Origin of the sequence: uncultured Pontibacter sp. (assembly GCF_947502515.1) — a bacterium.
Lineage (GTDB): Bacteria > Bacteroidota > Bacteroidia > Cytophagales > Hymenobacteraceae > Pontibacter.
In genome coordinates this window covers 302,105-313,869 of the sequence record NZ_CANNAI010000001.1, presented here as the reverse complement: position 1 = coordinate 313,869, position 11,765 = coordinate 302,105, and the positions used below count along the sequence as shown (strand labels likewise).

Below are 11,765 nucleotides of genomic sequence, written 5' to 3'. Positions count from 1 at the left end.
TTTATTCGAAGAAGGTATAAAGCGCCCGGCTTTGAATCGGGGGGCGGGTTTCATAACTTTGCACCTTAAATAGAAAGACAGATGAAAGTTGTAAATATAACCTTTAAGTTTAGCGATGGTTCGCCTGACCAGGTTCACCCTGCGGTGGAAGGCGAGTCAGTGCTGGACGTGGCCCTGAATAACGACATCAAGCTGCAGCACAACTGCGGCGGCGTATGCGGCTGCAGCACCTGCCACGTATACATTGAATCGGGTATGGACGACCTGCCTGAGATTACTGACAAAGAAGAGGATTACATTGACCGTGCCGTAGACCCGCGCATCAATTCCCGCCTGGGTTGCCAATGTGTGGTGCAGGGCAACGAAGATGTTATCGTGACCATACCGCCGCAAGACTTCCTGGGCCACTAATTCGCCACCGATCACTGGGCAAAACCGCTTATCACATAACCGAACATCCAAATAACTGATAAACACATGGATAAGAATTATGAACCGCCAATTCACTGGAATGACTACGAGGACATAGCCATGGCGCTGTACGAGAAGTTTGGCGATGACTTTAACGAGTCAAAGATATACCGCGTTCGTTTTACCGAATTGCTTGATTGGGTACTTTCGCTGCCGAATTTTGTTGGCAAGCGCGAAGAGTCTAACGAAGGCCACCTGGAGCAGATTCAGGCGGCTTGGGTATACGAGTGGCGCGACAACCAGGACTAAGCTGATATTCAGCCCTGAAAAATTCGTTATATTAAATTAAATCTATATTTTTAAAGGTCCTTTCACCAGAAAGGGCCTTTTTTCTTTTACACTATGTCCATCACACAACCTGACCTTAGCCGCATCAACACCTTCATTTTTGATGTAGACGGTGTACTTACCGACGGTTTCCTTTATGTATTTGCCGACGGCGAGAAAGTCCGTGCTTTTAACATCAAAGATGGTTTTGCCATCAAACATGCCATCCGACAGGGCTACAACGTGGCCATAATCTCGGCCAAAAACGAGCCTGGGGTGCGGGTGCGATTAGAGGAGTTGGAGATAGAAGACATCATCCTGGGAGCTGACGATAAAGTGGAAGCGCTGGAAAACTACCTTTATATGCAAGGTATACACCCCGCTACAGTAGCGTACATGGGCGATGACATGCCAGACCTGGAGGCAATGCAGCGCTGCGGCTTGAGAACCTGTCCTGCTGATGCAGCAGATGACATACGCGATGTCTGCACATTCATTTCAACTAAAGATGGTGGCAAGGGTGCTGTGCGTGAACTGATTGAGAAAATCATGAAAGCGCAGGACACTTGGTGATCACATTATACTTTTCTTTAATCAAATAGCAAATTTCTTTTACATAAATATTTGCATATATATAATTATTTTTTAATCTTACAGACAGTTTATTTAAAATTATTTATTTTCATTTTTATGAAGACAGGAAAAGTAAAGTTCTTTATTGAGTCAAAAGGCTTCGGATTCATCACCGAAGACGAAACAAATGAGGATTTCTTCGTGCACGTGACAGGCCTGAACGGTCTGCAGATCCAGCAGCACGACAGAGTAGCTTTCGATACGCAAGAAGGCAAAAAAGGAATCAATGCGGTAAACGTACAGAGAATCTGATTCTACTCTACACCGCAAAGAAAACCCCTTCCTGCAAGGGGTTTTTTTATGCCCTTTGTTTGCAGTACCACATGCCGGTTTTAACTTTGTCGCTGTTATACCTGTTACCCTGTCTTGAAAGAATTTCTGTCTCTCATACGTTTTCCCAACTTACTGCTCATCATCTTGAGCCAGGCGCTGGTACAGGCTAGTTTACTGAGTGCAGGTATAAACTTTTCAGGTATTGCCACGCCCGGCTTCCTGCTGCTAACGCTCTCGACGGTATGTATTGCTGCAGCCGGCTATATTATCAACGATTACTACGATATAAAAATCGACGCCATCAATAAGCCAGATCGTGTGGTAGTCGGGAAGAGCATACGGCGGCGCCCTGCCATGTTCACACACATGGTGCTTTCATTTATAGGGATAGCACTCGGGTTCTGGCTCTCGATTCCGGTAGGTCTTATCAACCTGGGGGCTGTCCTGCTACTTTGGGGCTATTCGGCCCGCTTCAAAAAAATGCCGCTTGTGGGCAATGTTGTCGTTGCGCTTCTAGGGGCCTCCATGCTCCTGCTGGTAGCAGTGTATGCAGGTAAACTCAACAACATCACGATTAGCTATGCAGTGTTTGCTTTTATGATCTCACTTATCCGGGAAATCATAAAAGACATGGAGGATGTGCGGGGCGATGCTTCTTTTGACTGCCGAACACTACCAATTGTGCTGGGTATACGACGGGCCAAATATGCGCTATACCCAATCATCGCGCTTTTCCAAGCTTTCCTGCTTCTGGTTATCTTCCACCCCGTCACAGGTATAGGCTTTGATGTATACATGCTGCTGCTTGTGCTCCTTCCAAGTATCTGGATGACGGTGAAGCTGGTACGGGCCGACCGCAAGCGTGACTTCACATTCCTGAGCAACCTGGGCAAGTTCATTATGCTAACCGGCATCCTGTCCATGCTTTTGATCAATTAGACCTGTCCCCCTTCCAGGCATACCTGGACTTTCTCCTGAAGCAACAGACTGCCAGCCGCTTAGGCCTTGCGTTTTAGATCTGCTTTTTGTTATTTACATAGTTCGTTTGTCTGCGCAGCGAATACCTGTACCCGAACCTACCCTATCTTATGAACAAACTTCACCAATTACTCGAGGCCTATGGGCTTCGCAAGACGAAGTGCCGTATAGAGGTGCTTCAATTGTTTCTTGAGCATCGCCATGCACTGGCCCATGCCGCCATTGAGCAGCAGCTCGGCCCGCAGTTTGACCGGGTAACGCTGTACCGCACCCTGCACTCATTTAAGGAGCATGGACTGCTGCACAGCATACCCAGCACCGATGGCATTACGCGCTATGCACTCTGCCAGCAGGCCTGCAACAAGCACCGGCACCAGCATGACCATATCCACTTCAGTTGTACTGCTTGCGGGCATACTTACTGTCTGAACGAGGTATACGTACCTACACTTCGGATGCCAGAGGGGTACCAGGTTGAGGAATTTCGGTTTTGCGTGCAAGGTGTGTGCGATAAATGCGTGCTGCAACCCAAAGAACAACTGGTAAGCGCATAGCTACCATACCTGATGGCTCTAAACGCGTATGCAAAACCTTTAAATAACCCTTTGTTATGGCCGAAACCGCCCCATCCACTGCTGACCAATTCCGCAAATTAGCTACCTCCCCCAATAAGCTACGGCTGTTCATGCTAGCCAAGCTACCCATGGCCTACATGGCTGACTTACGTGTACGCTCTATCTCAGAAGAACGTGCTGAAGTGACAATTCCCTATAAATACCTCAATAAAAACCCTTTCGGCTCCATCTATTTCGCCAGCCTGAGCATGGCAGCCGAGCTTTCTACAGGCTTGCTATGCATGGCGCAAACTTACAAGTCAGATCCGGGGGTATCGATGCTGGTGGTGCACATGGAAGGAGACTTCTCGAAAAAGGCAGTAGGAAAAATCACGTTCACCTGTGAGGACGGACTAAGTATAAAGGCGGCGGCAGACCAGACAAAGGTCACAGGCGCCGGTGTAACGGTAGTGGCCACCAGCATTGGCACTGACGAGTCAGGTGACAAAGTAGCGGAGTTTCGGTTTACCTGGTCATTAAAGGCAAAGCTTAAGGTATAGCATCGTAATAAAGGTTATTTCGCAACTATATGGTTATTAGTATATTTATACTATATTCTATTTCTTTGAATATGTAACCTCCCCATAAGACTATGATCAAATCATTCATTTTGCCTTGGTTGCTGCTTCTTGCAAGCATAGGTTCCAGGCACGCTCCTGATCAGGTTGCTATACCTAAGGGAAAGCCTGTCATGGTTGACGGCCGATTCAGCGCTGGCGAGTGGACTGATGCCAAGATGCTCAAAGTACAGGAGGATATAACGCTATACCTGAAGCAGTCGGCAGACTACGTGTACATTGGTGTACAGGCGCCTGTGCAAAACTACCGCAGTGGTTGGATGGAGCTATACCTGGCAGATGGACCTGAGAGTATTGTAAATCTGCATGCCTCCCGCAAACTGGGTGAGCGAAAACTAATGAACGGCGAATGGGGTCCTTGGAAGGAATGGTGGACAAACCAGGGCAAGTGGCACGCCAACTACTACCGCCCCGACGATATGCAGGAAGACGGCCGCTGGAAAGTGGTGCAGTTGCAGGACGAAGGCTGGGAATACCAAATCCGCAGGTCGGCATTTGGCAAAGGTCCCTGGAAGATCATGCTTGATGTTTCACTTATGGCCGAGGAGGTGCAAACCATAAAATACCCATCCAATGCTGAAGATACAAACCCGGAAAATTGGTTGTTATTGAAAATCTGACCTTATTTATACCCATGCAATCTACTGCTCCAACACCCGAGCTATACCTGGCCGAACTTTCTGAAGACAGAAAACAAATCATGTATGATTTGCGGAATGTTATCGCGGAAAATATACCCGCTGGTTTTGAGGAAATGATGGGCTATGGCATGTTGGGATACGTGGTGCCGCATACGCTATATCCATCCGGCTACCATTGTGATCCAAAACAGCCGCTTCCTTTTATGGGCATCGCTTCGCAGAAGAACCACATCGCAGTTTACCATATGGGTATCTATGCCGATGAAGCTTTGCTGAGCTGGTTTAAAGAAGAGCACCCCAGGCACAGCAAATTCAAACTCGACATGGGCAAAAGCTGTATCCGTTTCAAAAAACCTGAGCATGTGCCGTTGGAGCTGATAGGTGAACTGGCTTCGAAGATGACCCCGCAGGAGTGGATTGAGCTATACGAACGTGTGCTTAAGCGATAAAAGCCATACCTTTTCTGCGTTCTTTTGCTGGCTTGTATACCCAAACCCGCTATATTTGCAGCTTCATTACAAAGCCTTACTTTGGAACGAGCAGCTAAAAAAAATATAGTCATTTTTGCTTCGGGTTCGGGCAGCAATGCACAGCGCCTGATGGAGTACTTCGAGCACCACCCAGAGATTCGTGTGGCCGCTTTGTTCGCCAACAACCCGAAAGCGTATGCCCTCAAACGAGCCGAGACCTTCCACGTCCCGGCTTTTTTATTTTCCCGCGACGAGTTTTACAACTCCAGCAAAGTACTGGAACAGGTACAAGCATTCCAGCCTGACCTGATTGTGCTGGCCGGTTTCCTGTGGCTGGTGCCGCAGAACTTCCTGCAGGCCTTCCCGGATCGCATCATCAACATCCACCCTGCCCTGTTGCCGCAGTACGGTGGCAAAGGCATGCACGGACTCAATGTACACACGGCCGTTGTTACGGCGGGCGATAAGGAATCAGGTATAACCATCCACCGCGTGAACGAAGAGTATGACAAAGGCGAGTTTGTACTGCAGGAGCGATGCCCTGTGTACCCTGAAGATACCCCAGAGGACCTCGCTGCCCGCGTATTGCAACTGGAGCACAAGTACTTGCCCGAGGTCGTGGAAAAACTGGTGTTGCAAACAGCCAAGAGCTAGCAAGCCAGCTATACCTTGAATAAAAGAGTAGGTTAAGAGCAGGTACAGTTACCGAAACCGCTATACCTGAAGCTTAACACAAAACACGATTAACACATTATCGCATTAGCCCATTAAGATATTAACCCATTAGCCCATAAAAGCCATGCAATCTGTCAAAATCAAATCCGCACTTATCTCAGTGTACTACAAGGACCGCTTGGAGCCATTGGTAGAGCTCCTGAAGCAGCACAACGTCACCATCTACTCTACAGGTGGCACACAAGCCTTCTTAGAAGAGCAAGGAGCTGACGTGGTAGCCGTAGAGGACCTGACGGCCTATCCATCCATTTTCGGTGGTCGTGTAAAGACCTTGCATCCGAAAGTGTTCGGTGGCATTCTGCACCGCCGTGCCAACGAGAGCGATCTGGCTGAGCGTGAGCAGTACGAGATTCCGCCAATTGACCTGGTGGTGGTAGACCTATACCCATTCGAGGAGACCGTGGCGTCAGGCGCCTCTGAGGCGGACGTGATTGAGAAGATTGACATTGGCGGCATTTCTTTGATCAGAGCGGCAGCCAAGAACTTCCAAGATGTGCTGATCGTATCCTCGCGCGAGCAGTACGACGAAGTGGTGGACTTGCTGAAAGAAAAAGATGGCGCGACAGAGCTGGCAGACCGCAAGCGTTTCGCAGCCAAGGCCTTTGACATTTCATCCAACTACGACACGCATATCTTCAACTATCTGAGCAAGGAGCAGGATATCAACGTGTTCAAGCAGAGTGTGCGTGAGGCTACACCACTACGCTATGGTGAGAATCCGCATCAGCAAGGAACTTTCTATGGCAAGCTCGAAGACCTGTTTGAGCAGCTGAACGGTAAGCAGCTTTCTTACAACAACCTCGTGGATGTAGACGCGGCTGTGGCACTGGGTGCTGAGTTTGAGGAGCCCGCTGTGGCTATTCTGAAACATACCAACGCCTGCGGTTGCGCAACAGGCGAAACGATCAAAGAGGCCTACCTTTCTGCCCTTTCTACAGACCCGGTTTCAGCCTTTGGTGGCGTGATCATCGTCAACCGCACCATCGACATGGGTGCAGCCGAGGAGTTGAACAAACTGTTTTTCGAAGTGCTGATTGCCCCTGATTTCGACACAGCGGCATTGGACTTGCTGCGCACCAAGAAAAACCGCATTCTTCTGAAGCAGAAGCCAGTAGAGCTGCCAGCCAAGCAGTTCAAGACACTCTTGAACGGGGTAATCGAACAAGACAAAGACCTGAAAACTGAAACAGAAGCCGATTTTAAAACAGTTACCAAGCGTGAGCCATCAGCTGAAGAGAAAAAGGCTTTAGTGTTTGCAGCCAAGGTTTGCAAGCACACCAAGTCCAACACCATTGTATTTGCTACCGACAAAATGATGATTTCGAGCGGAGTGGGCCAGACTTCGCGTGTGGATGCTCTGCGCCAGGCCATCGAGAAGGCCAAAGGCTTTGGCTTTGACCTTAGCAAAACAGTGATGGCTTCAGACGCCTTCTTCCCTTTCCCGGATTGTGTGGAGATTGCCGACCAGGCAGGTATAAAAGCAGTCGTGCAGCCAGGCGGCTCTATCAAAGACCAAGACTCGATTGACTACTGCGACGCCCACAACATGGCGATGGTCATGACGGGCGTGCGCCATTTCAAGCACTAAGCAGGTATAGCATTCGCAACCTCAAGAGCCTCATCCCTAGGGTGAGGCTTTTTACTTAGTGCGTCATCCAATTTTATACCCATACCTACGTTATGTAGGTCATCAAAGAGAATTGTATGGAACGAGGGCAAGAAAAAAATTGAAAACTTTTACCTCTTCCGCCTCAGCATTATTAATTCCGCTGAAAATCACTAATTTTGCGGCTAGTTTTTGATTGGAAATATTGTATATTAAACATATAACAGGCAGCCGCACGCCTTTACAAACTAAGAATGGGACTATTTAACTTTCTTACCAGCGATATAGCCATTGACCTGGGTACCGCCAATACCCTGATTATTCATAACGATAAGATTGTGGTGGACGAGCCGTCCATCATCGCCGTGGACCGCACCACGGGTCGTGTACTTGCCATTGGCCGCAACGCCATGCAAATGCACGAAAAAACCCACGAAAACATCAAGACTATTCGTCCGCTGAAAGATGGCGTAATTGCCGACTTCCACGCCGCTGAGGAGATGATCCGCGGTATGATCAAGATGATTGACACGGGTCGTCGCTTGTTCCAGCCTTCTCACCGTATGGTAATCTGCATTCCTTCAGGTATAACCGAGGTGGAGAAACGTGCCGTACGTGACTCCGCGCAGCACGCCGGAGCTAAAGAGGTATGGATGATTCAGGAGCCAATGGCTGCCGCTATAGGTATAGGCATTGACGTGGAGCAACCGATTGGCTCTATGATCGTGGACATCGGGGGTGGTACGACGGAGATCGCTGTAGTAGCCCTTTCCGGTATCGTGTGCGACCAGTCTATCCGCATCGCAGGCGACGTGTTCACCAAAGACATTCTGGACTACATGCGCCGCCAGCACAACCTGCTGATCGGTGAGCGTTCTGCCGAGAAAATCAAAATAGAAGTAGGCTCTGCCCTGACGGAGCTGGAGAACCCACCGGCTGACTACGAGATACGTGGCCGTGACCTGATGACAGGTATACCGAAGGTGATCAAGGTAACTTACCAGGAGATCGCCATTGCGCTGGATAAGTCCGTGTCTAAGATCGAGGAAGCGGTACTGAAGGCGCTGGAAATTGCGCCACCGGAACTGTCTGCCGACATCTACGACAACGGTATCCACCTGACAGGCGGTGGTGCCTTGCTGCGTGGCTTTGACAAGCGACTGGCTGCCAAAACCAAACTGCCGATCCATATTGCCGAAGACCCGCTTAGAGCGGTGGTGCGCGGCACGGGTGCGGCTATCAAAAACTTAGAAGGCTTCAAGAACGTCCTGCTGACCTAAGAGTAGCGCATGCGGAATCTATTAGCATTTATTTACCGGTTCCGTGCGTTCCTTATATTCGTGCTGCTGGAGGCACTCTGTATTTTCCTGATCGTGCGCTACAACACGTACCAGGGAGCTGCCATGTTCAACTCCGCCAACACCTATGTAGGGCGTGTGCTGGAGTTTCAGAGCGGTGTAACCGATTACTTCAGGCTGGCGTCTGTTAACAGCACGCTAGCCCAGGAGAATGCCGTCCTGCGCCAGCAGCTGATGTACTACAGGCAGGAGGCCGATGCAGATAGCACCGACCAGCTCGACACAACTTACTACGCCGTTTCCGACTCTTCCAAGTCGGAGCCCTTTATTTTGCATGCCGGACGGGTGATCAACAACTCGGTGCGCCGCACCAACAACTACCTGACACTCGCTGCAGGCAGTCTGGATGGAGTGAAGCCGGGTATGGGCGTTATTTCCCCGAACGGCGCCGTGGGTCGTGTGAAAACGGTTTCGCGGCACTATGCGACAGTTACGTCGCTGCTGCACTCGCAAATGCTGATTTCGGCCAAGATTAAGAAGAATAACACCTTCGGCACGATTAAATGGACGGGGGGCGATTACCGTACTGCCCTGCTCGACTATATCCCGCTGCACATCAAGCCGGAAATAGGAGATACCGTGGTGACTAGTGGCTATAACACCGTTTTCCCGGAAGGCATCATGGTGGGCACGATCAGTGAGGTGGAACGCGAGCTTGACAAGAGCTTTTATACTATCCGGCTAAAGCTGGCCGTTGACTTTGCACAGCTATCCTATGTGTATGTGGTCGAAAACCCACGCTGGCCGGAACAGGATTCATTAGAACACGAAGCAGGTATACTAACCCATGAATAGCAGCTTAGGTATAAGACATATCGTGCAGTTTGTCGTGTTTGTGGCTTTGCAAATACTGCTGATGGACAGCCTGGTACTCTTCGGTACCGGCTTCAGCTTTATTTACATTGCTTTCCTGCTGTTCCTGCCCATCAACATGAACCGTGTGCTGCTGCTCTTCCTGGGCTTTATAGCCGGTTTTGCGGTGGATATTTTTTACGATACCATGGGCATACACGCGGCGGCCAGCGTGCTGCTGGCCTATTTAAGACCCATGATATTGAACCTTCTCACGCCCCGGGATGGTTACGATACCAATGATTCAGTGAACATACATGTGATGGGCTGGCGCTGGTTTCTGGCTTATGCACTTACTCTGATTCTGGCGCATCACACGGCCGTATTCCTGCTGGAAATTTTCAGCCTGGAGGGATTATCAGCCGCAGTGCCTAAAATTTTACTGAGCGTGTTGTTTACAGGTGTGGTCATGGTGATCCTACAATTACTGTTCTTCTCCCTTAAGAGAGCGAATAGATGAATTATCTCGAAAACAGAAAGTACGTCATACAAGCGATATTCCTGGCAGTAGGCATCGTCTACGCGCTGCGCCTGTTTTATATCCAGGTGGTGGACAGCAGCTACAAGCAGGCTGCCGAGACAAACGCCATCAAGACGGTTATCCAATATCCTTTCCGGGGACTAATCTACGATCGTAACGGTGACCTGCTGGTGCAGAACACGCCCGTGTATGACCTGATGATCGTGCCCAAGGAGGCCCGCAACATTGATACACTGCGCCTGGCTAGCATGCTCGACATCACGATGGAGGATGCCCGTGAGCGTTTCAAGAAAGCCCGTGTCTACTCCTGGGTGAAGCCTTCTATTTTCCAGCAAATGCTGAGCACGGAAGACTTTGCGCATATTCAGGACAACCTGATCGACTTCCCCGGATTTTACATCAACGCCCGTACGGCCCGCGGCTATCCACACCAAAGCCTGGGACACGCACTGGGCTATATTGCCGAAATCAGCCCCAAACAGCTCGAAGACAGCACTTACGCAGGCTACCGCCCCGGCGACTACATCGGCAAAGCAGGTATAGAAATGGCCTACGAAAAGTACCTGATGGGTAAACGGGGCGTCAAGTACAAAATGGTGAACGTGCGCGGCATCGACAAAGGATCATTCAAAGACGGTGCTTACGATACCCTCTCGGTGGCTGGCCAGAACATGGTGAGCACCATTGACCTGGACCTGCAGGCTTACGGCGAGCACCTGATGAACGGTGCGAAAGGCAGCATCGTGGCCATTGAGCCGAAGACCGGCGAAATATTAGCTTATATTTCGGCCCCATTCTACGACCCGAACCTGTTTACCGGCAAAGACTACGGCAAGAATTACATGACATTGCTGCAGGATCCGGACAAGACCATGTTCAACCGACCGATCATGGCTGATCGTAACCCGCCGGGCTCTATCTTTAAACTTACGCAGGCCCTTATTGCACTGGAAGACGGCGTGATAAACCCTAACACAACATACGCCTGCAATAAATCGCTTGTGAACTGCCACCCGCACCCATCGCCACTCGATTTGCGTGGTGCCGTGCAGCACTCCTGCAACCCGTGGTTTTTCCAGGCTTACAAGGCGCTGATTAACCAGGGCAAGTCCAAAAATACCTTTACCGATACTTCTCTTGGACTGAAGGACTGGCGCGAGCACGTGCTCACCTTTGGCTTTGGCAAGAAACTGGGCATTGACATACCGGGCGAAAAGTCAGGTATCATTGCCTCCACCGATCTATATGACCGTGTGTATGGCAAGAACCGCTGGAAGTACTCTACCATTTACTCGCTCAGCATCGGCCAAGGCGAACTGGGTGTAACGCCGCTGCAGATGGCTAACTTTATGGCCATTGTTGCTAACAAGGGCTACTACGTGACCCCGCACCTGATCCGCTCGATTGGCGAGGACGGCAAGCCTTTGGCGGAGAACTACGAGCGTCACTATACTTCCGTAAAGCCTCAACACTTTGACCCGATCATAGAAGGTATGGCCGAAGTAGTGCGTGCCGGTACGGCCCGTCGCGCCAACCTTTCTAAAGTAGGTATAACGGTGTGCGGCAAGACAGGTACAGCTCAGAACCCGCAAGGTCCTGACCACGCTGTGTTTGTGGCCTTTGCCCCTATGGAAGACCCCAAGATTGCGATTGCTGTATATGTGGAGCACGGTAAATGGGGAGGCCAGTCGGCGGCGCCGATTGCGGGCCTGATGATCGAGAAGTACCTGACGGACACTGTAACGATCAAGGAGCAGGAGAAGTGGGTGTTGAGCCGTGAGTACTTGAACATTAAATCGAAGTAAGCT

15 protein-coding genes are annotated in these 11,765 nt (G+C 50.1%); all 15 read left to right on the top strand.

Annotation, left to right across the window (positions count from 1 at the left end; genetic code table 11):
- Nucleotides 1-81: 81 nt before the first annotated feature.
- Complete coding sequence (locus Q1A54_RS01515; RefSeq protein ID WP_299984562.1) at nt 82-411, top strand: 2Fe-2S iron-sulfur cluster-binding protein; 330 nt, start codon at nt 82-84, stop codon at nt 409-411.
- 66 nt (nt 412-477) lie between these two features.
- Nucleotides 478-720, top strand: a complete 243-nt coding sequence (gene iscX / locus Q1A54_RS01510; protein ID WP_007652365.1) for a Fe-S cluster assembly protein IscX — start codon at nt 478-480, stop codon at nt 718-720.
- A gap of 93 nt (nt 721-813) precedes the next feature.
- Nucleotides 814-1,311: an HAD hydrolase family protein gene (locus Q1A54_RS01505; protein WP_299984560.1), complete on the top strand. Its 498-nt coding sequence runs from the start codon at nt 814-816 to the stop codon at nt 1,309-1,311.
- 117 nt (nt 1,312-1,428) lie between these two features.
- Nucleotides 1,429-1,623: a cold-shock protein gene (locus tag Q1A54_RS01500; protein WP_007652369.1), complete on the top strand. Its 195-nt coding sequence runs from the start codon at nt 1,429-1,431 to the stop codon at nt 1,621-1,623.
- A 114-nt stretch (nt 1,624-1,737) separates the two neighbouring features.
- Entirely contained in the window at nt 1,738-2,583 is an 846-nt protein-coding gene (locus Q1A54_RS01495; RefSeq protein WP_007652371.1) for a geranylgeranylglycerol-phosphate geranylgeranyltransferase, read from the top strand.
- Between the two features lie 149 nt (nt 2,584-2,732).
- Nucleotides 2,733-3,176 carry a transcriptional repressor gene (locus tag Q1A54_RS01490; protein WP_299984556.1) on the top strand — a complete coding sequence of 148 codons (444 nt, stop codon included), beginning with the start codon at nt 2,733-2,735 and terminating at the stop codon, nt 3,174-3,176.
- A gap of 56 nt (nt 3,177-3,232) precedes the next feature.
- Nucleotides 3,233-3,736, top strand: coding sequence for a DUF4442 domain-containing protein (locus tag Q1A54_RS01485; protein ID WP_299984554.1), 504 nt, complete (start codon nt 3,233-3,235; stop codon nt 3,734-3,736).
- Between the two features lie 92 nt (nt 3,737-3,828).
- Nucleotides 3,829-4,434 carry a hypothetical protein gene (locus tag Q1A54_RS01480; protein WP_299984552.1) on the top strand — a complete coding sequence of 202 codons (606 nt, stop codon included), beginning with the start codon at nt 3,829-3,831 and terminating at the stop codon, nt 4,432-4,434.
- Nucleotides 4,435-4,448: 14 nt separating this feature from the next.
- Entirely contained in the window at nt 4,449-4,904 is a 456-nt protein-coding gene (locus Q1A54_RS01475) for a DUF1801 domain-containing protein (RefSeq protein WP_299984550.1), read from the top strand.
- 81 nt (nt 4,905-4,985) lie between these two features.
- Complete coding sequence (purN, locus tag Q1A54_RS01470) at nt 4,986-5,579, top strand: phosphoribosylglycinamide formyltransferase (protein WP_299984548.1); 594 nt, start codon at nt 4,986-4,988, stop codon at nt 5,577-5,579.
- A 145-nt stretch (nt 5,580-5,724) separates the two neighbouring features.
- Nucleotides 5,725-7,248 (top strand): bifunctional phosphoribosylaminoimidazolecarboxamide formyltransferase/IMP cyclohydrolase, encoded by a 1,524-nt coding sequence (gene purH, locus Q1A54_RS01465; protein ID WP_299984546.1) that lies wholly within the window; start codon nt 5,725-5,727, stop codon nt 7,246-7,248.
- 272 nt (nt 7,249-7,520) lie between these two features.
- Entirely contained in the window at nt 7,521-8,546 is a 1,026-nt protein-coding gene (locus Q1A54_RS01460) for a rod shape-determining protein (protein ID WP_007652384.1), read from the top strand.
- Between the two features lie 9 nt (nt 8,547-8,555).
- Nucleotides 8,556-9,419 carry a rod shape-determining protein MreC gene (gene mreC / locus Q1A54_RS01455; protein WP_299984544.1) on the top strand — a complete coding sequence of 288 codons (864 nt, stop codon included), beginning with the start codon at nt 8,556-8,558 and terminating at the stop codon, nt 9,417-9,419.
- Nucleotides 9,412-9,936 (top strand): hypothetical protein, encoded by a 525-nt coding sequence (locus Q1A54_RS01450; RefSeq protein ID WP_196120205.1) that lies wholly within the window; start codon nt 9,412-9,414, stop codon nt 9,934-9,936. The genes mreC and Q1A54_RS01450 overlap by 8 nt, the downstream gene beginning before the upstream one ends.
- Nucleotides 9,933-11,762 (top strand): penicillin-binding protein 2, encoded by a 1,830-nt coding sequence (gene mrdA / locus Q1A54_RS01445; protein WP_299984541.1) that lies wholly within the window; start codon nt 9,933-9,935, stop codon nt 11,760-11,762. Before Q1A54_RS01450 ends, mrdA begins: the two co-directional genes overlap by 4 nt.
- Nucleotides 11,763-11,765: the final 3 nt, after the last annotated feature.